At 40.1% G+C, this 20,766-nt stretch carries 25 protein-coding genes, 1 tRNA gene and 4 pseudogenes; 6 read left to right on the forward strand and 24 right to left on the reverse strand.

Annotated features, from left to right (window positions below; translation table 11 throughout):
• Positions 1–7: 7 nt before the first annotated feature.
• The 11 genes and pseudogenes from E4K67_RS16340 to E4K67_RS16385 all read right to left on the reverse strand — a co-directional run bounded on the left by E4K67_RS16340 (position 8) and on the right by E4K67_RS16385 (position 6,933).
• Positions 8–223 (reverse strand): hypothetical protein, encoded by a 216-nt coding sequence (locus E4K67_RS16340; protein ID WP_243454504.1) that lies wholly within the window; start codon positions 221–223, stop codon positions 8–10.
• A 2-nt stretch (positions 224–225) separates the two neighbouring features.
• Positions 226–576 (reverse strand): DUF2200 domain-containing protein, encoded by a 351-nt coding sequence (locus tag E4K67_RS16345; RefSeq protein WP_135548519.1) that lies wholly within the window; start codon positions 574–576, stop codon positions 226–228.
• A complete protein-coding gene (locus E4K67_RS16350; RefSeq protein WP_135548640.1) occupies positions 573–992 on the reverse strand; it encodes an iron chaperone in 420 nt (139 codons plus the stop codon). The genes E4K67_RS16345 and E4K67_RS16350 overlap by 4 nt, the downstream gene beginning before the upstream one ends.
• A gap of 35 nt (positions 993–1,027) precedes the next feature.
• Positions 1,028–1,303, reverse strand: coding sequence for a VanZ family protein (locus tag E4K67_RS30710; RefSeq protein ID WP_243454505.1), 276 nt, complete (start codon positions 1,301–1,303; stop codon positions 1,028–1,030).
• A complete protein-coding gene (locus E4K67_RS30715) occupies positions 1,264–1,557 on the reverse strand; it encodes a VanZ family protein (protein WP_243454506.1) in 294 nt (97 codons plus the stop codon). The genes E4K67_RS30710 and E4K67_RS30715 overlap by 40 nt, the downstream gene beginning before the upstream one ends.
• 1 nt (position 1,558) lies before the next feature.
• Positions 1,559–1,846, reverse strand: a complete 288-nt coding sequence (locus E4K67_RS16360; RefSeq protein WP_135548521.1) for a DUF1905 domain-containing protein — start codon at positions 1,844–1,846, stop codon at positions 1,559–1,561.
• A 164-nt stretch (positions 1,847–2,010) separates the two neighbouring features.
• Positions 2,011–2,142, reverse strand: a pseudogene (locus tag E4K67_RS31345) (AraC family transcriptional regulator); the annotation flags it as partial.
• A gap of 155 nt (positions 2,143–2,297) precedes the next feature.
• Complete coding sequence (locus E4K67_RS16370) at positions 2,298–3,485, reverse strand: MFS transporter (RefSeq protein WP_135548522.1); 1,188 nt, start codon at positions 3,483–3,485, stop codon at positions 2,298–2,300.
• 1,074 nt (positions 3,486–4,559) lie between these two features.
• Positions 4,560–5,657 (reverse strand): MBL fold metallo-hydrolase, encoded by a 1,098-nt coding sequence (locus tag E4K67_RS16375; RefSeq protein ID WP_135548524.1) that lies wholly within the window; start codon positions 5,655–5,657, stop codon positions 4,560–4,562.
• Between the two features lie 128 nt (positions 5,658–5,785).
• The gene (locus E4K67_RS16380) at positions 5,786–5,941 is read right to left on the reverse strand and encodes a helix-turn-helix transcriptional regulator (RefSeq protein ID WP_199242564.1); all 156 of its coding nucleotides are present in this window, start codon (positions 5,939–5,941) and stop codon (positions 5,786–5,788) included.
• A 398-nt stretch (positions 5,942–6,339) separates the two neighbouring features.
• Positions 6,340–6,933: a TetR/AcrR family transcriptional regulator gene (locus E4K67_RS16385; RefSeq protein WP_135548526.1), complete on the reverse strand. Its 594-nt coding sequence runs from the start codon at positions 6,931–6,933 to the stop codon at positions 6,340–6,342.
• 218 nt (positions 6,934–7,151) lie between these two features.
• Here E4K67_RS16385 and E4K67_RS29805 point away from each other — a divergent pair, with 218 nt between their 5' ends.
• On the forward strand, positions 7,152–7,298 hold the full coding sequence (locus tag E4K67_RS29805; protein ID WP_158408504.1) for a hypothetical protein: 147 nt from the start codon (positions 7,152–7,154) through the stop codon (positions 7,296–7,298).
• A 315-nt stretch (positions 7,299–7,613) separates the two neighbouring features.
• On the forward strand, positions 7,614–9,314 hold the full coding sequence (locus E4K67_RS16390) for a CocE/NonD family hydrolase (RefSeq protein WP_135548528.1): 1,701 nt from the start codon (positions 7,614–7,616) through the stop codon (positions 9,312–9,314).
• Between the two features lie 143 nt (positions 9,315–9,457).
• On the opposite strand, the gene E4K67_RS16395 is transcribed toward E4K67_RS16390, so the two are convergent.
• From E4K67_RS16395 to E4K67_RS16410, 3 genes and pseudogenes are all read right to left on the reverse strand, one after another.
• The gene (locus tag E4K67_RS16395) at positions 9,458–10,153 is read right to left on the reverse strand and encodes a M23 family metallopeptidase (protein ID WP_135548530.1); all 696 of its coding nucleotides are present in this window, start codon (positions 10,151–10,153) and stop codon (positions 9,458–9,460) included.
• Positions 10,154–10,405: 252 nt separating this feature from the next.
• Positions 10,406–10,666 carry a nucleoside triphosphate pyrophosphohydrolase family protein gene (locus tag E4K67_RS16405; RefSeq protein WP_135548532.1) on the reverse strand — a complete coding sequence of 87 codons (261 nt, stop codon included), beginning with the start codon at positions 10,664–10,666 and terminating at the stop codon, positions 10,406–10,408.
• A gap of 123 nt (positions 10,667–10,789) precedes the next feature.
• Positions 10,790–11,121: pseudogene (locus E4K67_RS16410) on the reverse strand (pyridoxamine 5'-phosphate oxidase family protein).
• A gap of 891 nt (positions 11,122–12,012) precedes the next feature.
• On the opposite strand from E4K67_RS16410, the gene E4K67_RS16415 reads away from it, so the two are divergent.
• Entirely contained in the window at positions 12,013–13,434 is a 1,422-nt protein-coding gene (locus tag E4K67_RS16415; protein WP_135548534.1) for a PQQ-dependent sugar dehydrogenase, read from the forward strand.
• Between the two features lie 125 nt (positions 13,435–13,559).
• Positions 13,560–13,850 carry a hypothetical protein gene (locus tag E4K67_RS16420; RefSeq protein WP_135548536.1) on the forward strand — a complete coding sequence of 97 codons (291 nt, stop codon included), beginning with the start codon at positions 13,560–13,562 and terminating at the stop codon, positions 13,848–13,850.
• Between the two features lie 146 nt (positions 13,851–13,996).
• Here the strand turns inward: E4K67_RS16420 and E4K67_RS16425 are convergent, their stop codons facing one another.
• The 8 genes and pseudogenes from E4K67_RS16425 to E4K67_RS16460 all read right to left on the reverse strand — a co-directional run.
• Positions 13,997–14,200 carry a DUF1657 domain-containing protein gene (locus E4K67_RS16425; RefSeq protein ID WP_135548538.1) on the reverse strand — a complete coding sequence of 68 codons (204 nt, stop codon included), beginning with the start codon at positions 14,198–14,200 and terminating at the stop codon, positions 13,997–13,999.
• A gap of 31 nt (positions 14,201–14,231) precedes the next feature.
• Positions 14,232–14,585 carry a stage V sporulation protein AE gene (gene spoVAE, locus E4K67_RS16430; RefSeq protein ID WP_135548540.1) on the reverse strand — a complete coding sequence of 118 codons (354 nt, stop codon included), beginning with the start codon at positions 14,583–14,585 and terminating at the stop codon, positions 14,232–14,234.
• 11 nt (positions 14,586–14,596) lie between these two features.
• Positions 14,597–15,601 (reverse strand): stage V sporulation protein AD, encoded by a 1,005-nt coding sequence (gene spoVAD, locus E4K67_RS16435; protein ID WP_135548542.1) that lies wholly within the window; start codon positions 15,599–15,601, stop codon positions 14,597–14,599.
• A complete protein-coding gene (gene spoVAC, locus E4K67_RS16440) occupies positions 15,602–16,081 on the reverse strand; it encodes a stage V sporulation protein AC (RefSeq protein ID WP_135548544.1) in 480 nt (159 codons plus the stop codon).
• Between the two features lie 24 nt (positions 16,082–16,105).
• Positions 16,106–16,963 carry a DUF421 domain-containing protein gene (locus E4K67_RS16445; RefSeq protein WP_135548546.1) on the reverse strand — a complete coding sequence of 286 codons (858 nt, stop codon included), beginning with the start codon at positions 16,961–16,963 and terminating at the stop codon, positions 16,106–16,108.
• Positions 16,964–16,977: 14 nt separating this feature from the next.
• Complete coding sequence (locus E4K67_RS16450) at positions 16,978–17,184, reverse strand: DUF1657 domain-containing protein (RefSeq protein ID WP_135548548.1); 207 nt, start codon at positions 17,182–17,184, stop codon at positions 16,978–16,980.
• A 417-nt stretch (positions 17,185–17,601) separates the two neighbouring features.
• Entirely contained in the window at positions 17,602–17,829 is a 228-nt protein-coding gene (locus E4K67_RS16455; RefSeq protein WP_243454516.1) for a YmaF family protein, read from the reverse strand.
• A 206-nt stretch (positions 17,830–18,035) separates the two neighbouring features.
• Positions 18,036–18,482, reverse strand: a pseudogene (locus E4K67_RS16460) (DUF2935 domain-containing protein); the annotation flags it as partial.
• 457 nt (positions 18,483–18,939) lie between these two features.
• On the opposite strand from E4K67_RS16460, the gene E4K67_RS16465 reads away from it, so the two are divergent.
• A tRNA-Gln gene (locus E4K67_RS16465) sits at positions 18,940–19,014 on the forward strand.
• Positions 19,015–19,125: 111 nt separating this feature from the next.
• Positions 19,126–19,761, forward strand: a complete 636-nt coding sequence (locus E4K67_RS16470; protein WP_135548554.1) for a DUF2238 domain-containing protein — start codon at positions 19,126–19,128, stop codon at positions 19,759–19,761.
• Positions 19,762–19,882: 121 nt separating this feature from the next.
• On the opposite strand, the pseudogene E4K67_RS16480 reads toward E4K67_RS16470, so the two are convergent.
• Positions 19,883–20,294: pseudogene (locus E4K67_RS16480) on the reverse strand (IS3 family transposase); the annotation flags it as partial.
• A 165-nt stretch (positions 20,295–20,459) separates the two neighbouring features.
• On the reverse strand, positions 20,460–20,741 hold the full coding sequence (locus E4K67_RS16485) for a hypothetical protein (RefSeq protein ID WP_199242565.1): 282 nt from the start codon (positions 20,739–20,741) through the stop codon (positions 20,460–20,462).
• Positions 20,742–20,766: the final 25 nt, after the last annotated feature.

The raw sequence follows: 20,766 nt of genomic DNA on the forward strand, positions 1-20,766 counted from the left end.
CTGTCGTTTAGGGTCTTCTGGGCCAGAGCATCTCCGCGGGCAGCAGACCGCATAGTAATGAGGCTGTTCCCATGCCCAGAAGCCCCAGATGGACAACCGGGAACTTGCTTTTGATCGCGCTGAACTTTCCAAGGATGACGGCGCAGAGCATCATGCCGCCTGCATAGGCGAAATTGACCGCGCCTGCATGCCAGGCGTCGGCGCGGAAATAGTCGCTGGTCAACCTCAACTCCTCAAAACCTTCTCCATTGGCTTGCCTTTTGCCAATTCGTCAACCAATTTGTCAAGCCAACGGATTTTCTGCATAAGCGGGTCATCGATTTTCTCTACGCGAACACCGCAGACTACTCCCGTGATTTTATCGGCGTTCGGGTTGATCTGCGGGGCTTTGCTAAAGAAGGTTTCGTAATCGACATTCTTCACAATTTGCGCTTGCAAACCAGAATCGTCATACCCCGTTAGCCAACAAATCACAGCATCAACCTCGAATTTGGTGCGCCCTTTGCGTTCCGCCTTTTTGACGAGTAGCGGGTAGACGCTCGAAAACGCCATCTTGTACACGCGCTCGTTTGTCATAAAGTATCACTCCGTTTCGCTTCCTGATTTACTCTCCACCGCACGATGTCGGTGATGAGTTCATAATCTATCGGCTTGCCAAGCAGTAGCTGAATCGCTCCCTTGGAAGTCTTATAACCCGCGAGCCGCTCCGCAAATTTGGATGTGACTTCGCCGCCGGGGTACAGCCCGATGTGCTTCTTGAACGCCGCAAAATGGACAAGGTTCTCACCCTGCCAGAACGTCGGCATCTGCCACGAGATTTTCTCTGTGGCTTCCGGCGCAGCTGCACGGATGGTTTCCCGGATACTTTGCAACAAAGGCCGCACATCTTCCGGTTGTGCGGCGATGTATTCGTCAATGCTGTTCGGTTTCACGCAAAAGTGATCTTGTTCCGTGTTTTTGAACTCACGACCGCACTTCGGGCATTTCCACATTTCATCCACGCTCCTTGTTATTGTGTCACTGATTCCTACTTGATACGCACCCATCGGTGACTTATCAATAGCAAAGCGACAAGTAATAATGCCAAAATGGTGAATACCGCGGCAAGTACATTGATAACCTTATTTGTCCTGCCTTTCAGAACCTTGAACAGCAAGGCATACATGCCAATCCCGATGATTCCTCCGAGCGTGTTACTAAGTACATCCGTGATGTCAGCTCTGCCGATTGCAAAAATAAATTGTATTATTTCAAAAGCAGAAGTTAAGCCAACAATTGCAAGAACCTTTTTCCAATAGGCCACTCAGCTTTTAGCATACAAATATAGATTCCCAAAGGGACGAAAGCGAGAATGTTAACTCTGATTTCGGCAAATCGAATAACGTCGTTATCACCGTAAGACCCTAGAAGCGGAATCAGATTGATGATTCGTCCTTCCTTTATTACCGGGATAGAAAATTGCAGTTTGAAGAGAATCAACCAAGTTAACGCCAGTAAATAAATTACGAATAGCACAAGAGTAAGCGTGTTTCGTTTTTCCGATTTCAAATTTTCCATATCACTGACGCTCCTTAAGGACTACTTTTACGGTGTTGCCAGCTTGCTTGCCGATTTTCGCTCGTATATCCTTGCGGATTCCTATGATGTGGCAGACCGAGCCATCGGCGTTCTTGATGCCCATATTGACGACGCTCCCGTCGTAAGGTTCACCGTCAAAAGTAGCGTGAACCTTAACACGCCCCTTGCCGAACTCCGCTTTCACATCGTAAGGAAATTCGATATATGCACCGTCTATATCGGGGGCCTTCTGAATGATTGCTTCAAATTCGTATCTCTTTTGATTCATATATCTCACCCGACCTTTCGCCGATACTAATATTTGACCTGTTCCCACTCACATGTCCAAATCCGAAAAACATCTATCCTGTCGTATCGCGAACGCCCGACATTATTCTGTACACTCGCGAAAGGTACTTGAGCTTATGGACTTATTCCCATCCAAACTTCATGCATAGGGACACGTTTACTTACACCGACTAAATTAAACGCTGGTTTGTCTTCAATTCTAAATTCCATAGATACTCCTCCTTTGATATTTATTACGAATGAAAGTTTTGGGAACGATTTACTTATGCCTTTTTTTTCCTTTGAACCACAATACGTCATCATTATTATACACTCAACGTGCGTGGAGACCCCAATAGAGCTATATTTATTTTCTATACAATAAAAAAACAATAAAAAAGCACCCCCTGTTATTATGCTAACAGAAGGCGCTCAAATTGTAATTATTTTATTTATCTAGTTCTTTTGTTCGGAGCCTGGCACTTACTTTTCCACCCCAATATCTTCATCATCCCAACTGCAACCAGAAGTATAAGAAATGAATAAGCAGCCATTGATACCTGAAAACTAACGGACGCCGCTATCCTGGTCATTATAGGGGGACCGAAAAACATACCGACGCCCCAAAAAAGATAATATGTCCCCAAAATTGTGCCTTTTAAAGAATCAGGTACAGATTCGTTCAAGAAGGCCATTGAAGCGAGATGAAAAACCCCCAACCCTAGACTTGATATAGCTAGCACCAATAAGATCAACGGGAAGCTGAAGGCTGGCGAAACAATGATCCCAACAGCAGCTATAAGTAGCCCTAAAATCATAAAACTATTCCGACCAAATCTGTCCGATAATGAACCAGTAAGAATTTGTGAAAGGCTTATAGCTACATAGAACAGTGAAAAAAACACGCCGATATCAACTGCACTAAAAGCCTTTTCTTGTAACAGAAATGCGGGAATTGTTGTGTGTAAGATGCCGTAACCTGCTCCGTATAAAGTGATTCCCATAAAACAAATCAACGTCTGTTGCTGTTTTACCAGTTCCAATATGTTTTGATAATAATCTGATAGGTCGATTGTCTGCTCTTCCTTCTTAGCAGGAGTCTCTACTAGAAAATAGATTACAATCGCGCCCACTAAACAGGAAAAAGAGTAAACTAGGAATATCTCATTGCTGTTTAATCCCTTCGCCAGTACTACACCTAGAAAAGGCCCTACAGTAAGGCCAAAATGAAAGGCCGCGTTATATATCCCCATCACTTTCCCCTTAGCCAGAGGAAATCTTAGCGATAGCAACGCCGGGGCCAATGCCCAAACCGGTGCTTCGCCAGCACCTTGTAAAAGCCTGGCAAAAAATATCATGTTAGAGCTTGTTGCAAAGTAAAACACCAGTCCGGTAAGAAAACATAGCAAATATCCAGCAATGAGTAACGGCTTGAATCCTATCTTATCCGACAAGCGGCCGATAGGAACTTGAAGTAACAGATACGAGAAGGCAAAGGCCGACGCTATATACCCAACTGATCGTCCATTTCCATCCAAATCGACAACTCGCTGCGGCAATAGAGTGACTACCATGCCTACTCCGATCATCATTAACACTACCGCTACAACCAATCCCAAGAGAGTTTTATCCTTAAACATTCAATTATCTCCTTGTTCTCTTTTCGAGCCAAGGAGGACACCACCAATTATTTTGTGTAAGCAGGCAATCCTTCTGGCTAGAAAAGATTGTATTTGGAATTGACGCTACTTACAGATTGTGGTGGTGAAAGCTTATTTACGTAACAGGTAGCCACAACTTGAATCTCCAACTTATAGTTGTTTGACACAATAAAAACCTCCTTTTTTGCCTTTCTTACGCCAAGGAGTAACTATTGATATAGCTTAACAAGGCAATACTTCTGGTTTGGGAAAAGTTATTTTGTAAAGGGACTGCTTTCGTTTAGGAGAAGAAACTCCTTTCAACAATCTTAAATACACACTCGGCATCCGTCATAATTCTTTCATAAGGCACTAAATTTTCCAATTAACTTCTATATTTTATTCCCTCAAAATAAAGGTAACATATTTACAACTAAGCATCAATACATTTGTTTAAACAAAAGCACAGATTGACTCCTTCTTTTAAGATCCTACCTGCGCTAAAAAGGTACATCTTTTTTATACACTCAAGGACTATCCAAAACTTGAAAATTAATTAAGCGTCTCAAACCCTTTATTTATCAGCCTTTCAATCCTCGCGACGACCTTACAACGCCCTGTCTGAGACATAAAGCTACACTAAAAACTTACAATGAAGTAACGCCAAAGTGCCCTGTCACGATAATATGACTATATTAAATATAGTCATATTATCGTGACCAGGGTGTGTTTTGGGGTAATGATGATACGGGTGCGCGGAAATATTGTTTTGCGTAAAGGTAGAACGCACTCATTTCCGAGTGCGTCCATTACCTTATCTTGTATTTAAAAATATATTCCAGTTTTCATTTTAAGTATTTAAATAATATTCAAAGCCAAATGCCCTACAAAACTCTAAATCTATTTTTACTAATTTGTATTTAGATTTCTATGAGTAATACACAACTTTATTTAGTTCATAATATTCTAATTTAACACAGGGGGATACAGCCACAAGTTAGTAGCCCCATTCTTGATTTATAGTTCATTGAAATAGAAAATACTGTCTTATGGCTGAAGTACAAGTTAGTATAATTATCTCCACCAAATAGAGTTAGGGTACTCCACCGAGCCTATAAACACTGTTTCCCCAATTTTGGGTGTTGAAATGCCTAAGTTACGTTTTCTCGCTGCCTTCCTTACCCGTTCAATGGGATCTGTCCAATCATGAAAGGCTAACGTAAAGGCTGACCAATGTACGGGGATCAGAATTTTTCCCTTCACATCAAAATGAGCCTGAACTGTTTCCTCTGGCATCATATGAATAGCAGACCATCGTTCATCATATTGACCGCATTCGATGAGAGTTAAATCAAAAGGTCCGTACATTTCTCCGATCTTTGCAAAATGAGGACCATAACCAGTATCTCCACTGAAATAGACCCGTGATTCTTGCCCTACGATCACCCAAGAACTCCACAGTGTGGTGTCTCGATCGGACACACTCCTACCTGAAAAGTGCCTAGCCGGAGTACAAACCAATGTCAAACCATCAAGTTTATATTCATTCCACCAGTCGAACTCTTTAATTTTCTCTGCTTCGACACCCCATCTTGCCAGATGATTTCCAACGCCAAGGGGAACATAGAACTGACTGACTTTGTCTTTCAGTTTCTTTATTGACTGATAATCCAAATGGTCATAATGATCGTGAGACAGAATGACAACATCGATGGCAGGTAGCTCCTCGAGTTCGATGGGTAATATCTTGCTATAGCGTTTACCCCCGATCGAAGAAAACGGAGAAAGAGTCTTCGAAAACATTGGGTCTAATAATAATCGTTTCCCGTCCATCTCCAATAATAAAGTCGAGTGACCAAACCATGTAACTTTTGTATATTTATCTGGCATGATGACTGAATTTAAAGGCTCCACAGGAATTGCCCTCTTTGGCTTACCGTTTGGATTACCTTTCATAAAATCTCTCAATATGCCAACCATAGTCGTTATTCGAGTATCCATTACCGTCGGGATCTGATTGATAAACTTTTTCCTGGCAAAATTTTCGGATTGACTTAAGGCGTTAGCTTTCTCCTTAGATGCTTTTCCACCAAAGACTGGATGATATTTCAGGAATAGAAAACCAGCCAGGAGAATCCCGATAACCAAACTAAGCATAACCCTCAGGATCATGATTCATACCTCATTTCTTTTCTGGATTAGACTGCCATCTACTATTTCTTCATTACTACTGAAATGTTATAATTTAATAATTTTACAACTGTCGAATCATTTGAATTTTTAACTCTGTGATTAAATCATTATGCTGTATTCAAACAACCAATAATATCTGCGACACAACATTCCCCTCCCGTTTCAAAACCCGCTTCATGAGCCTCGGCAATTTTTAAATATAATTCTAGCCTATTGGGATTGGAGAGGGCCTTAAATATTTTTGCCATTTTTTTAGTATCCATCTTATGAGCCCCTCAAATCTATTTCAATATAATTCGATAACTGTCGAATTATATTGAAGTTTAGTTTATCGCACTCTTCTTGTCAATACTCTTTTCGCAAGTCTTTACCAATATAGAAGATTCTTGGTGTGAATAAACGCTGGTGCTTTTACGCAATAGACATTATCAAACTCAGACAGGAATATAAATGCGCATGTGCATCCCTATCTTAATATACAATCCTATGTGGTGGTATGCCCAGGCTGGCACTATCCATCCCCCAAGGACACGACGTGAGCCGAATAGGAAAAACCCGAAATAAACACCATAGTAAATCGACGTGAGCGAGAGGTCTTGGCATTTTCATTCTAACTATATTAGTGTGAACTGTTTTTGTTCCATTGTTGATGACTAAGCTATTATCTTAATATGTTTTTTACGAGAAGTTTGGTATACGCACGTTGGTTATCCGTTTGGTTTAATTCTATTCCGAAAATATCTACAGCTCTATTTCCCAATAGAACCGGAAACGCAAGTGAGCTTAATAACTGCATTGTTAGCATATAAAGAATAGAATCATTCTCTTCTGGTCTAAGCTGGTGAATCGTATTTTTTATTAACTCTATTCCTTCGAATTTCAAATATTCTTGAAAATTGTTGCTTACAGAATGCTCATGTATGCTCTGATGAATTAAATTCTTAACTGGATCAGGATACGTAAACAAAATTTTCGAATATTTTTGAATAAAAATTTCTAATCGCACTTCTGGAGAGTGTTCTTCATCTTTTAAATAATTAAATATTTTCTTCATTTGAATCATTACATGTTCAAGAGCTTCATTAAGTACCTTTTCTTTAGAACCAAAATGATAGTTGACTGCCGCTATGTTAACACCAGCCATAGTGGCAATTTTTCTGATGGTAACTTTTTGAAATCCCTCACTAGCTATAATCTCTAAAGCAGCCTCAATAATTTTTTCTTTGGTTGTAAGATTATTTATAGTTTCCTCCATATAGTCTAGCCTCTATTCATTCTTATGTTTAAAACAGCGTTTAGCAGTATCTTATTGTAATATTTTTTTTTTGTCAAATACCATTAAATATATTTAATGTGTTAATCATTGACATTTTTTATAAATCGTAATATTATTTCACCATAGATTAAAACAATGTTTGAAATAACGTTTTAATCTATGGTGAAATAATATTGGTAAAGAGGTGAATTTTTATTATGGGAATACCTACCGGTGACTTTGTTATTTGGGTTTTAGTTTTGGCCTATGGATGGCATATTCTAAAGAATTCAATTACAACTGGAGGGATTGGGCAGGCCAAACGTTTGAATTTGATACAAATTGGGATCACTTCTATGTTGTAAATAGCTTTGTCATTGTTTTTGGTTTTTCGGCGCTTTACGCCTGGGCTTTTCACTGGTGCTTTTCTATTCATACCAATTTCACTTTGGGCCTATTGGAGTGCATACGTAGACAGAGTATTAACAACACACAGTATACTAATATCCTTACTAGGCGGCGTAATAATCATGGCTTCGCTTCCCCTGTTAATAAAAACTAGGAATTATAAAGTGTTTGATCCCATGAAAAACCAAAATCCCAGATAATTTGTTTTACTGGTCTAATAAACAGCATAGCTGTAGTTCTATTGAAAAAACAAAATACAGGAGGATAATACTATGAATCAATCAGTTATCAACATTAATGAGACTACCAATCATTTTTATGGCCTTATCTGGAAAGAAGTACAGATTCCTATGCGAGACGGTAGTTATTTGGCAGCGAATCTCTACCAGCCTGATTTTCCGGGTGAATTTCCAGTTCTCATAACAATATGCCCATATGGTAAAGACTTGCATTTTTCTCAATTTGCTCCGATTAACCCGACAATTGCAAAAGAATATAGTCAGCTCCAAGACAAAGGTCCTCTGCTTAGTTGGGAAACCCCAAATCCCGAATTTTGGGTACCACAAGGATATGCATTGTTGCGTATCGACGAGCGTGGTATCGGAAATTCGCCAGGAAAACTGGATATATTATCCGAATCTCTAAAAAGAGATTACTATGATGCAATTGAATGGGCCGGTAATCAGTCTTGGAGCATTGGCAAGGTCGGCTTGATAGGAATTTCCTATTTAGCCATGAGCCAGTGGGCTGTCGCATCAGAACAACCTCCTCATCTAGCGTGTATTGTGCCTTGGGAAGGTACTGTCGATTACTATGCTGAATTTTGTTATCCTGGAGGAATTCAGGCCAATGGATTTCTTTCTTTTTGGTGGAAAAACGGTATTTTGCCTCGTCAATACAATCCTGACAAGAAATTTTCTGAAGAACAATTAATTGCCAATCGCGTTGAGTTTCCTGAAATGGTGAAAAATACGCCCCTGCGTGATGAATCCTGGATAAAACGTTCTGCTGATTTAAGCAAAATAAAAGTACCCATTTTATCCGCCAGCAATTGGTTTAGTGCCGGAATGCATACCCGTGGAAATTTCCATGCATTTCAATATGCAGCAGCTGAAAATAAATGGCTCGAAGTGCATATTGGCAGTCATGTTGCCGGGTTTTATACCGAAGAAGGCCGCGCATTGCAGAAAAAGTTCCTGGATTATTGGCTTAAAGGCATTGACACAGGTCTCATGAGAGAACCTAAAGTCAAACTTGCCATCCCAAGAGGCGGCAAAAATTATACATGGCGCTATGAAAATGAGTATCCTCTCAAACGTACCCAGTGGACCAGATTTTATCTTGATGCCAATTCAAACAGACTTACGAAAGAACCGCTACCAAGAATGACTAGCCAAGATTATGAAGGAGATAGAGATCAAGAGTCAGCGTCTTGGTTAAAGCCGATGAGGAAGGTGTTTACCAAGGCTGAAGATAGTTCCAAGCGAGTACTGTTTGAAACTGCCCCTTTTGAGCACGAAACAGAGATTCTCGGTCCAATTAAACTTCGACTATGGGCATCATCATCAACTGATGACATGGATATTTTCGTGAGTTTGCGCAACATTGATCCCCAAGGTAATGAGGTAGTTAATTCAGGTGCATTGTCAGAGGCTTTTCCGATCAGTAAAGGATGGTTGCGCGCTTCCTTGCGTAAAACTGATGAAAAACGATCCACCGAGTATAAGCCTTACTACACCTTCGATGAGAGTCAGAAGTTAACTCCCCACGAAGTTTATCCTCTCGACATTGAAATCTGGGACAGTGCAATTGTTTTCGATAAAGGGCATCGGCTGCTTTTAGAAATCGGTAGTCAGAGTCAATGTGGATGCTTTATGCTGGAAACTGGAGATGACCGGATATGGGATGCAGATGTAACTATATATACAGGCGAAAAGTTTGAATCGTACTTGTTGCTTCCTATTATTCCTTAGGGAGTTTCACCACCGCCTGTCGCCATCGTTTTCTTGGCAATACGGCACTTTTTATTGCTTTACTATCCGAATAAAATTGTAAGCAATAAAACCTTCAAAAGCGAGCATAGCTTGAAGGCTTTATTCGATACAATTTTTTAAAATTATGAAGCATAAAATCGTATTCGATCCTTATCTGTGGGGATTCCGTTATACACTTTTCGCCATTCACCGTCTTTGAATGATTCATACTGCTCAAAAGCGCAAGGCAGTCCCCTTGCTGAAAGTATGTCACTACTATCCATGAGCTGAAAATGCAAATGTGGAGAAAATGAATTGCCTGAATGCCCTACTTTACCTAAAACATCACCTTTTTTCACACTTTGTCCAATCGAAACCCTAATTGAACCTTTTTGAAGATGGACTAATCCGGCATATACATCGTTACTACATTTCATAATGATATAGTTGCCGGCAACGGATTGTATATTGTCTTTTCTTGGGTTAAAGGCATACGCGCTCTTTACAGCAACAAACAAATCCGAAAGTAAATGCGCTCTGGCTCTTTCCTTATAACCATCTTCGGCTTTAACAATTACCCCGTCGCAAGGCGCATATACATCTTGCCCCCAACAGTAACACTTATTTAGAGGAACACCTATAAGGAGATACCGCAGCCAGTGAACACGATAACTGGGCCAGCCTTTTCTTTTCCAATCCACTTGTAAAAAATCGTAAGCATATCGTGTCCCTAACTGATCTGTTCCGTGGCTTGGAATCTTTTTGCCCGGCGTATTGGGAGCCAACCATTCTCCCCTTAAAGGAAACTCAACTATTATAGGTTTATATATTTCTTTCATTTCATACCTCCGCAACATCTAATGATATCCTCAACTTTAACATTAGGATTGTGATATCTTGTACGTCCAATTGTATTTCTGCCATACTCAATAGCTTCCCAAGGACACCAGTGAATACAAGCAAGGCATGCATGTGGTCATTGACTGAATAACACAGTTTTCTAATTCTTCTTCTAAATTACGGGCAATTTGCAGCGAATTCCCTGTGGCGGAAAAATAAAAAATCTTAATACCCATGCAAGCCTACATTACTTAATCGACCAACTGCTTTTCTGTTTTGGTCAAAAATATCTGTAGCGCATCACAGATGTCGATGTTCATACGCTCTGCCAAAACAATCAGCCACCATGTACATTCGCTAAGCTTATGCTCCAGTTCAGATACACTATCCCCACCTTTCGGCCAACGCTCTTGTTGGTACATAGTCAAACGTCCAACCAATCCAGCATCTGTTAGAAAAGCTAGGGCATCTTCTTCTACCGTCCACTCTTTTCCATGGTATTTCATCTCCATTTATGATGATTTTCTCTTATAAAATTTATTATCTTTCAAACTTTCCTCCATATCTTTGTAAATTTTTCTTTTCAGTAGAATGAGTTTATATCCATATATAATCAAGGCAATTCTCTTGTCTACCTAAAGCATTTGTTTTACGTCTGAAATCGTTATTTCTAATACTCTGTTCAAAAATGTAAATTTATCTTTCATCATATCAAATTCCATTCCTGGTCAAAAAATCTTGCCGTTCCTTCCACAACAAAGCCTGTTCCTTGATAATCATTATAACCTAATACATTTTTACTGCCTAATGCCATCTTTACTTTATTATTCACATTTACGTTTTTCTCTGTTCTACGCATTATTCCAGCTGGAATAAGAATTCTTTCATCTTTTGTCACTACCAAATAAGAGTTCCATTCATTTACGATGTGTGGTTCACCTTCACCCCATGTTACAATAGTTACGATACCTTCATTTTAATTTTTCTGTAAGCATATTAACTCCTTATTTTAAATTAAATTACATGCATTAATGTAGAGCATTGCATAATGCGTGTTTTTTCTTTTGTTATATATAATATTAACATTTATAATATGACTACATCCTGTCATATTATAAATGCCTGCATTGACCCATTTCAATATTACTAGAGCCAATATCTGAATTTTTTTCATAGATTAACAAAATCCAAATGACATAACCATCACCCTATCGTCAAATACAGGCTTAGTATAGTTATTATTGGGAAAACCCAAAGAAGTATCCTTGAATTCATTAGGTTTGGCATTGAAAGGGTATTTTAATACTGGCAGCCCTTTATCCCCTTTGTCATCTGTGAAAGTGCTCAAAAAAAGGGGCCGAAAAATGCACTTTTTAGCCCCCATTTTAGCTCAATTTTTGTTCCAAAACTACAATATATTGTGTTCGAACCGTCTCACTTTCCATTCCGACCACAATACGTCATCATTATTATCACCTCCACGTGCCCTGTCACGCTAAAAGAGCTATATTTATTATAGTCATAAATCAGAGACCAGGGTGCCTCGACTGCTCGAATTGTCTGTTTATAAAACAGGTTGAGGGCTTAGTATTCTGTTTAGAAAACAGTTGACAAAATTATTCTCATCCGTCTGCTCATATTTGTCCTATTAACTGAATTCTATTCCTGTTGTTATAATATTTATTAAATTCCATGTGCAAAAACAGGCACGTCCCCAATGCCCGCCCTGGATTCCTCCGGCCCTGGTGCGGAAAATAGTACAATACTTCATCAGATTCCCCGGCCTAATTTGGTACTATTAGAATAGTTCAAACCATATCTTTATAAAAGATAACAATAAGAAGGAGTATAAAGGCAATTGATAACAGTTAGTTTACGGCCCATTGTTAGTAAGATAAATTTACCTACTGTTTTGAAAACAACTATACATCCAGGTGACTCAATCGAAAGATTATTTATTGCAACCCAGACAGGGGAGATCTTTTACATTGGAAACGGAGTTATAGAGACTTTTTTAGATATTCGCCCGCAAATCATAAAATTAGGTGCTTCTGGTCGTGGATATGATGAAAGGGGATTAATAGGTCTTGCGTTTCATCCCGAATTTTATTATAACGGCCTGTTTTATCTTCATTATTCAGTAGCTGGAACACAAGGTCCAGGTGCTCTTCCAAGTGCTCGTCTTGAATCTTTTAAGCCTAACCCATGCGACCCCAGAACCCTAAACCTAAAGTGGATAAATAGAGAAATTAAATATGATCATATTGATACAGTTGAAGAATGGATTTTGCAATCGAATGGTCAACCTCAAAAAAGGCGGACATTACTTAATTTAAGAAGACCATTTTTTAATCATAATGGTGTCAATAGCTTAAACTTTTCACCCGAAACAGGAAAACTTGTTTTAACAACTGGAGATGGTGGATCAGGCTATGATCCATTTAATTTAAGCCAGGATGATATGGAAATCGCCGGTAAAATAGTTGAAATTGATGTAGTTAAGGCTACATTTATTTATAATCCACCCATAGTCACACGTTTTAATGAACTTCCCACACCTATTCAGGAAACGCTTACGGTAATTGCCAAAGGGGTTCGCAATATACCAGGCATTTCATTTCACAGGTTTTATGATCAGTATATTAAATATGTGGGAAATGTCGGACAGGATCTGGTAGAGTCGATTTTTTCATTCGTTCATTATAAACCAATACCGGTTACTAAGCTAGTTCAAGCTTCTTTAATGAAATCTGAACTTGACCAAGAAGGATTTATTAACTTTGGCTGGCGAGGGTGGGAAGGTGCTTTTCCTACATCGATTATAAGGGGCTGCTCTGCAAATCAAACTTTGGATGAGAAAATAACTGCTTATTACAATGACGTAGTAAAAACTTCAGTACGGCGTCTTCAACCTCTAACTAGTTATTTTCATAAAGACCCCCGACCCGATAAGTTTGGAGGAACTGCACTTACAGGAGTCCAGCCATATATGGGGAATGAAATCCCCGATTTAACGGGAAGCGTTGTGTTTACCGATTTTGCCCGCGATAAAGAATCTCAATCTCCGGTTAGAGGGGTTTTAGCTTATACCTGGGTAAGAACAGATTGTAAGCTTAATGATTTTAGTGTTATTGAAACCGATTATAATTTTGGGTCTCAATCAGCCTTTTATGTTAGTTTGGGAGCGAATCTGGATCAAACCAGACTATATTTAGGAGTTTATGGCTCTATGAATGTGACTAACTTTAATCAAGGTACTGTTTTTGAAATTGTTCCATGATTCATAACTAATAAATTTTGCTTAAAAATTTATTAGTTAACAGAAAATCACTTGGTCAACTTTCGCTTTGCGGCTTATGGAATATGTTACCATTGGGAGTAACTATTACAGGGGAAGTGAACACTATGCACTATCAACAAACCGTACCGATCTATGCACCGTATCCGCGTATGGTTGCAAGATATCCAATTAATTATATTGGTGGTTATGAACCACCTGAATGGGAATTATTCGAAGAACAATTCCACCCACTTTGGCTTAGACGACTTGAACGAAAAATGGGCATAAGACCAGGACTTGAGCCTTTATGGTGGGAACTTTTTGAAGAACAATTTGAACCACCTTGGTTACAACGTTTAGAGCGAAGAATGGGAATTCCTCAGCCTTACAATCCTTTATATGATTTTCCCCGCTAGAAGTTAGACTAACTATAGCCTAGGTATAAATACCTAGGCTTTTTTACCGAGCATGTTTAAATGCATCTTTGTCGAAACGTCTCTATACTCGAACCGTAGTTATAAGAAAAGCAGTTTAAATTCCTATTATTACTTTTTCATGGCAACTATTGTTTATACTGGGGTTCCTGCTGTCCGATATATTGTTCTCTTCCGTTTAACTCGTTTAGAGCAGAATCAAATGTTTGAGCAAGTTGTTCAAAGCTCTTTTTAGCCTTCTGGTCCTCAGTTTCTAGAGCAAACGTCTTCATGGTTGCTGCTGCGCTTTGAACTGTTGCTATAGCTTGTTGCATCTGGGTTCCAACCGTCATTTATTAATCACCTCCTTATTAGAGTATCAGTTTAACCCTTAGGTCTGAAAATGAGTGCCCCCATAAATGCGAAAATAATTGCCGCTGATATCCCTGCACTGGTAATACTAAAAATCCCGGTCAGGACTCCAATCGGACCAGTGGAATCAAACTCTTTTAAAGCACCCTTGACCAACGAATTCCCGAAACTACTAATCGGTACGGTCGCTCCTGCACCAGCAAACTTAATCAGTGGATCATACAGACCCAATCCTCCCATGACTGCTCCTGTGACGACCAAAGTAACGGTTGTGTGAGCAGGCGTCAGTTTAAATCCATCCAATAACAATTGGCCAATGACACAAATCGTTCCTCCGATCAAAAATGCCCATAGAAATTTTTCCATAGTGATTCTCCTTATAGTTCAATACTTACCGCATGAGCAACCGAAGGGATACTTTCTTTCTGCTGGTAAGACATAGGGGATAATAGAGCACCCGTTGCGATGACCAATAATTTTTTAATTTCCCCTTTACGCATCCGATTGAGAAAATGTCCAAAGGTTGTTGTTGCAGCACAGGCACATCCACTACCGCCTGCTAACACCACAGGCTGATCCTTCCTATAGATCAAGATCCCACAGTCTGTAAAAATTTCTTCGGGGATGTTTAGGCCATGCTTCTTCAATAAGTCGCCTGCGATTCTATGGCCGACTCTGCCTAAATCACCGGTGGCAATCACGTCATAATAGGAAGGGTCTCTGTTTAAGTCTCTAAAGTGAGCCTCAATCGTATCAACGGCCGCTGGAGCCATGGCGGCCCCCATATTGAAGGGGTCGGAAAGCCCCATATCGATGACTCGACCTATTGTTGCTGCTGTTACTTTTGGACCCTCTCCGGTATCTGAGACCAAAGCGGCGCCTGACCCCGTCACGGTCCATTGGGCAGTTGGAGGCTTCTGTGCGCCGTATTCCGTGGGATACCGGTATTGTTTTTCGGAGGCAGCATTATGACTTGAGACACAAACGAGAGCATTTTTGGCGAATTTGCTATCGACGAGGAGTGACGCCAAAGCCAAACCTTCCATCGAAGTTGAACAGGCACCATAAAGACCAAGAAAGGGAGCCCCTAGTGTACGAGCAGCAAAACTACTGGGAACAGTTTGGTTCATCAGATCCCCTGCGAACAAGAACTGAACATCTTCTTTTTTCAGGTTGGCTTTTTTTATGGCTGTCTCACAGGCTTCTTCTTGAAGTTTCTTTTCCGCTTTTTCAAAGCTATCCTGTCCCAGCCAGAAATCGTCATGGAGGAGATCAAAATCGCACGCTAAGGGACCTTGTGCTTCGTGGGGTCCTCCCACGGCTGCCGAAGCAATAATGGTGGGCTTGGAATCGAAAACCCAAGTTTGATGACCTTGTAACATTTACATCACACCCAATGCTCTAAAAATGATCACGACTAACGAGACTACAAACGCTGAGAAAACACCGAATACGATCACTGGACCGGCAATTTTAAACATATTGCCGCCAACGCCCAGAACAAACCCTTCACTGCGGTGGTCAATCGCTGCGGAGGCCATGGTATTGGCAAAACCAGTCACTGGAATGATCGTACCCGCGCCTGCCCATTGGGCAATATGGTCAAAAACACCCAACCCGGTGAGTAACACCGACAAGATGATTAATACTGCGACTGTCGGGTTTCCTGCATTTTTTTGGGAAAAATGAAAGTATGTAACAAAGAACATCTGGATACCCTGACCGATGACGCAAATGACTCCTCCCACCAGAAAGGCCTTCAGACAATTTAAGACAATCGGCCGTTTAGGTTCTCTAGCCTGAGCAAATTCTTGGTATTCTAGTTGAGTCGGGGTAAGCTTTTTTTTCAATTTATCCGACATATAACACTAACACCTCTAAACTTATTAATTTAGTAAGTAAGGACGTAATTTATCGAGGAGATTTTCAAGCTTTTGAGAGTCTCTTAGATACATTCCTTTGGCCTTTTTATCGTCAGTTTGCAGAGAGAATGCGGAAAGATCGGCTTGAACTTTTTGAAGGTTAGCAAAGAGTAACTCCTTCACCTTTGGTTGTGGAAGTTCCACAGCATCATCAAAGAGGTCTAAGAATAAGTCCCCTGAGGAGTCGACCTGCCCGAGAAACACATTCTTAAGGTCTACTTCCATTTTCTCAAGTTCAACCTTGAGCCATTCCTGGTTGAGACCTAACGAGAACAGAGGCTCATTGAGGATATTCCCATCCATGATCACGGTTTGTGGCTCAGCCTGTGGGGCTACCTTTCGACTTAAATCGTGCGCAGTTACTGGCTTTTTATCCGATTTCAGATAAGCATTTAGCTCACCGTTGGTCTCCATGACTGCAAATTCTACGTCGGTAAGATTAAAGATATTCTTAGAGCGTAGTTCAGCGAGAAGGTCCTCTCCGGTCATTCTAAGTTGGATAAGGTTTTCTTCCATGATCTTGCCATGCTTGATCAATACGGTTTCTTTTCCGTTGATCAACTGATGGATTACTTCACTCTTGATCGATAAATATTCTAGGGCTATGGGGAGGACAAGCCAGGTTAGTAAAACTATAAAACCTGAAATGAGATTTACTAGGTTTAAGGACATTAAAGTGGCGACAATGGCTAACACAATATAACTCATAAAATTAAAGGGTTTTACTCGACTAATCGTTCGTTTGCCGATAAGTCGGGTCGCTAACCAGACTAAAACAAAGAGAGAAAGTGATCTAATAATAACCGCCAGTGGTTCCTGCATTGTTTCACACCCTTTTAATTACCTTTATACTGTGGCTCTTCAAATTCAAGAGTTTTAAGTCGTTCCTCTAAATCATTGATAATGGTATCGGTTATTTCTAGTGAATTCGTGTAAACTGATTCCGTTTCTTCATCCCTTGTTTGCGTGGTATACATACTTAACGTTCCCCGAGCTCCCTTTAAACTGGCGAGAGTTTGCTTTACTTGAGAAGCAACCGTCATAGGTATCGACCTCCATTCACTCTTGCTTATTATTACAATTAATCCCTGTTTAATCCTTATTGTGAGTTGGTAAGTAAAGGATGTAATTTAATCAAAAGAGAGGCCCCCACTGTTCCAATGAGGGCCAAATGAGTAGGACGAGAGTTTTGTTGAGTGTAAGGTTGCCCAGGATTTTGACAATATACTTTAAGTGAATAGTCAGAACCTACCAGCATACAGATTTACTCCTTAGATATAATAGACTTGTAATGGTCGATGAGGCTTCTTGAAGAAATAATGCCACCAACTTACAAGAAGTGATCCGTTCCATTTATACAACAAACAAAGGGAGAGCTTAACGGCCCTCCCCTTTTGGGTTTTCGACATTGATAAACCCTATAAGGATGTTCAGAAGATTTGACCCTGCTAAATACTTGGTTAAGGGCAAGACGGAGAATCATTCCCGGCGTATGCATGCCTATGCCTATCGTTAAAGGTTGTAACGCCTTGGTAGTAGTGGATATGACCGCCCCCAGGAAAGTAAATGGCAGGTCCAGTTACACCTCTATAGTAGTGAACATGTCCATCATCCAGAGTGGTAGCCCCATAGTAATGATGAACGTGGGTATTTCCTCTTGCAATTCCCAGAGTGGTAGTACCGAACATTCTGTGGGTGTGACCGTCTTCAAAAGTGGTTCCAAAGCTGTAGTGATGAACGTGATATATCTCTGCAGTATGATTCAATAAAATTCACCTCTCTTCCCAACTTCTTTTCCATTATATGGAGTAAAAAGGTTAAAAGAGACTGACCACATTAGCATACCTGAAAAGATGGGTTTATGTACTTAACCTCATTATTTACCGTGCACTTCAACAAAGAATAATGCTTCTCGTCTGATATGGTCTATTAACAAGGGGTAATTAAAAGTAAATAAAGTGCAACTTAGCATTTGATTTAAAATTCTAGTTTTAAACTGTATAAGCTCCTGGGTCAAAGCAATAGCCCGTTGATTCAAATTTGCTACAGCGGTCTCTAAGCTTGGGTCTGAAGCGCCGGGCTCAAGCATTAGTTCGTCTAATGTTAATTCGGTATCGATAGGTATGCCTGAAAGTTCGATCGTTTTTTGCTCTGCTCTGAGGGTTTTGTCAGTTACCACTTCCCCGGAAGACAGGACTACCCTACTGACATTTCTATTCGCTAAACTGACAGCTTCCCGTAAAAGCGCATTAAATTGTTCCTTAAACTGATCTGCCTGACGGGCTAAGTCACTATCGATTGGTAAAAACCCTGCTTCAAGGAATAATGAATGTTCTTTCATGATGCGTAAAAAAAACAGGTTTGATTCAAGGGACAAACGTACAAAATCCGTGACTGATATCTTACGACCCATTTTTACCCTCCTTATCTAAAGTCTTTAGGACATAATATTCAACTTTAGGACAAGGGTGACAAACCTTATAAATCCATAACTGAGTTCAAATGCTGATTCCTAAAAAGCAAAAAGCCTAGAGTTGCACAAATACTTGTGGCTCAAGACTCGCTAGCTTGCACTAGACGGGTTTAATTGTAGCGTTGGGACGGGTCGGACAAACTACAAAATCGCAAAAGCTCTAATCTCTTTTCAGGTGCAATTTCACAAATGAGGCCAGATGAGGAAAAAACGCCCCTGAAAGCGGATAGACAAAAACTACCAGCTTACAGATTCACTCCTTGGATATAATAGAAATCAGAATGTAGCTAAGGTTTTATATATTTCATGGAATAATATTCTATATTGGGGTGTCGCCAAGCGGTAAGGCACCAGACTTTGACTCTGGCATTCGTTGGTTCAAATCCAGCCTCCCCAGCCATTAATCTATAAAAAGTACAAATTTAAGGTAAATTGAGAAATCAATTTACCTTTCCGTTTAGAAGGGTATGCAGTAGATTTATGTGAAATTAAACAATAGGAGAAGCGCAAAATGGAAATTCTAAGCCTAAAAACAGGTAAACTGATACACTTTTTCCTTCCGATTATTTTTTTCATCGTTTTTATATGGTCTGCTTATAAACCTTACCAATTAGGTACCTGGTTTTTAGAGGTTACCCCGATTGTTGTGGGGACAATTATTATTATATATTCCTATAATAAGTTTCGTCTCACGACTCCCGTTTATTTGCTTCTATGTTTGGGTGCAATCATAGTCCTCATCGGGGGGCATTACACCTATGGCAAAGTACCACTGTTTAACTGGCTACAAGATTCTTTTAATCTTGGGAGGAATTACTATGATCGGTTTGGCCATTTTGTCAATGGTTTTGTTTGGGCCCTAACTTTACGAGAAATCCTGCTGCGAACATCTGCCTTACAAAAAAGAAAATTACTCATAACCGTTGTTCTCGGCTTAGTTCTCGGGGTAAGTGCACTTTATGAATTAGTTGAATGGTGTGTGGCAATAATGTTGGGCGGAGATGCAGAGGCTTTCCTTGGACTTCAAGGAGATATTTGGGACACGCAGTGGGACATGTTTCTTGCATTAGCTGGGGCTATAATTTGCTTGTTAAGTTTATCCTCGATTCATGACCAATATTTAATCAATGAAATCGACGTACAGTAAATGCGTTAGTGTGAGAATTTCTATCTTTGGTATGCTACCCCCAGACTGAAATGACCCCAAAAAGTTAGACAAAAATATGGTTCAAATTTTCGTAAGGTAACCGAGAAGCGGTTACCTCTTTTCATGCAGTGTCTAACATTCGGTACTGTACTGGACTCATGCCGCCAAGCTTATGCTTAATTCGCCTGTTGTTATAGTAATCAAGATAATCTATTAGTTCTTTCTTAAAGTGTTCAATAGATTCAAAGTCTTGAAGATAGAGTAACTCGCTTTTCGAGCATTTCCACTATCATTCGAAAATTGGGATGCTCACTAAGACTGAATGCAATAAGTTCTCCATTATATAGGTCAAGCAAAGGAGATAGATATAGTTTTTTACCGAACAGTGAGAACTCGGTAACATCGGTTGTTAGCTTCTCAAAAGGCTTGTCCGCCTTGAAGTTCCGTTCCAACAGATTTGGTGCAACCTTGCCAACGCCACCCTTGTAGGAGTTATATTTCTTCATCCTGACCCGACAAAACAACCCCATTTTATCGCACCTCCTAACCAAATTAATTATACATTTTTTTGTGATTGATGAAAATTAGTTTCACAGACAGTTCCTCCATCAACTTATAACCGGGCCATTCTGCTGTTCCTGTTCTGGATTACTTTCTTTGCCGTGCTCATCAGGTCGATACAGGTTATTCTCCATTTCCTATTGGTCCAGATAACACACATTAAGCATGTCTGCTATCTTTTCCGGCACATTATCGAAATCCACAAGATGGTCACGTTCTACTGAAACGGTGTACCAGTAATCATAGGGTATATAGGTCTGATTCAAATACTTGAAATCAGTAGCGGACATTTTCTCCTTGCCTTGGTCAATCACACCTCTCGGCGTTAAAAAGAAGGTCCCCCAATGTTCTCCGGAGGACTCTAAATCAAGCGTGTTTTCCAGAATGTTGACAAATAGAAAAACCCAGCAATTTTGCACGCTGCAAATTACTGGGTTTTGACTC

The organism is Desulfosporosinus fructosivorans (assembly GCF_004766045.1).
Classification (GTDB): domain Bacteria; phylum Bacillota; class Desulfitobacteriia; order Desulfitobacteriales; family Desulfitobacteriaceae; genus Desulfosporosinus; species Desulfosporosinus fructosivorans.

Excerpts from the sequence above, each read along its gene's own strand:
- E4K67_RS16345 (WP_135548519.1), bottom strand. The coding sequence starts at position 576 with ATGACAAACGAGCGCGTGTACAAGATGGCGTTTTCGAGCGTCTACCCG.
- E4K67_RS16350 (WP_135548640.1), bottom strand. The coding sequence starts at position 992 with ATGTGGAAATGCCCGAAGTGCGGTCGTGAGTTCAAAAACACGGAACAA.
- E4K67_RS30715 (WP_243454506.1), bottom strand. The coding sequence starts at position 1,557 with ATGGAAAATTTGAAATCGGAAAAACGAAACACGCTTACTCTTGTGCTA.
- E4K67_RS16360 (WP_135548521.1), bottom strand. The coding sequence starts at position 1,846 with ATGAATCAAAAGAGATACGAATTTGAAGCAATCATTCAGAAGGCCCCC.
- E4K67_RS16370 (WP_135548522.1), bottom strand. The coding sequence starts at position 3,485 with ATGTTTAAGGATAAAACTCTCTTGGGATTGGTTGTAGCGGTAGTGTTA.
- E4K67_RS16375 (WP_135548524.1), bottom strand. The coding sequence starts at position 5,657 with ATGATCCTGAGGGTTATGCTTAGTTTGGTTATCGGGATTCTCCTGGCT.
- E4K67_RS16380 (WP_199242564.1), bottom strand. The coding sequence starts at position 5,941 with ATGGATACTAAAAAAATGGCAAAAATATTTAAGGCCCTCTCCAATCCC.
- E4K67_RS16385 (WP_135548526.1), bottom strand. The coding sequence starts at position 6,933 with ATGGAGGAAACTATAAATAATCTTACAACCAAAGAAAAAATTATTGAG.
- E4K67_RS29805 (WP_158408504.1), top strand. The coding sequence starts at position 7,152 with ATGGGAATACCTACCGGTGACTTTGTTATTTGGGTTTTAGTTTTGGCC.
- E4K67_RS16390 (WP_135548528.1), top strand. The coding sequence starts at position 7,614 with ATGAATCAATCAGTTATCAACATTAATGAGACTACCAATCATTTTTAT.
- E4K67_RS16395 (WP_135548530.1), bottom strand. The coding sequence starts at position 10,153 with ATGAAAGAAATATATAAACCTATAATAGTTGAGTTTCCTTTAAGGGGA.
- E4K67_RS16405 (WP_135548532.1), bottom strand. The coding sequence starts at position 10,666 with ATGGAGATGAAATACCATGGAAAAGAGTGGACGGTAGAAGAAGATGCC.
- E4K67_RS16420 (WP_135548536.1), top strand. The coding sequence starts at position 13,560 with ATGCACTATCAACAAACCGTACCGATCTATGCACCGTATCCGCGTATG.
- E4K67_RS16425 (WP_135548538.1), bottom strand. The coding sequence starts at position 14,200 with ATGACGGTTGGAACCCAGATGCAACAAGCTATAGCAACAGTTCAAAGC.
- spoVAE (WP_135548540.1), bottom strand. The coding sequence starts at position 14,585 with ATGGAAAAATTTCTATGGGCATTTTTGATCGGAGGAACGATTTGTGTC.
- spoVAD (WP_135548542.1), bottom strand. The coding sequence starts at position 15,601 with ATGTTACAAGGTCATCAAACTTGGGTTTTCGATTCCAAGCCCACCATT.
- spoVAC (WP_135548544.1), bottom strand. The coding sequence starts at position 16,081 with ATGTCGGATAAATTGAAAAAAAAGCTTACCCCGACTCAACTAGAATAC.
- E4K67_RS16445 (WP_135548546.1), bottom strand. The coding sequence starts at position 16,963 with ATGCAGGAACCACTGGCGGTTATTATTAGATCACTTTCTCTCTTTGTT.
- E4K67_RS16450 (WP_135548548.1), bottom strand. The coding sequence starts at position 17,184 with ATGACGGTTGCTTCTCAAGTAAAGCAAACTCTCGCCAGTTTAAAGGGA.
- E4K67_RS16455 (WP_243454516.1), bottom strand. The coding sequence starts at position 17,829 with ATGTTCGGTACTACCACTCTGGGAATTGCAAGAGGAAATACCCACGTT.
- E4K67_RS16470 (WP_135548554.1), top strand. The coding sequence starts at position 19,126 with ATGGAAATTCTAAGCCTAAAAACAGGTAAACTGATACACTTTTTCCTT.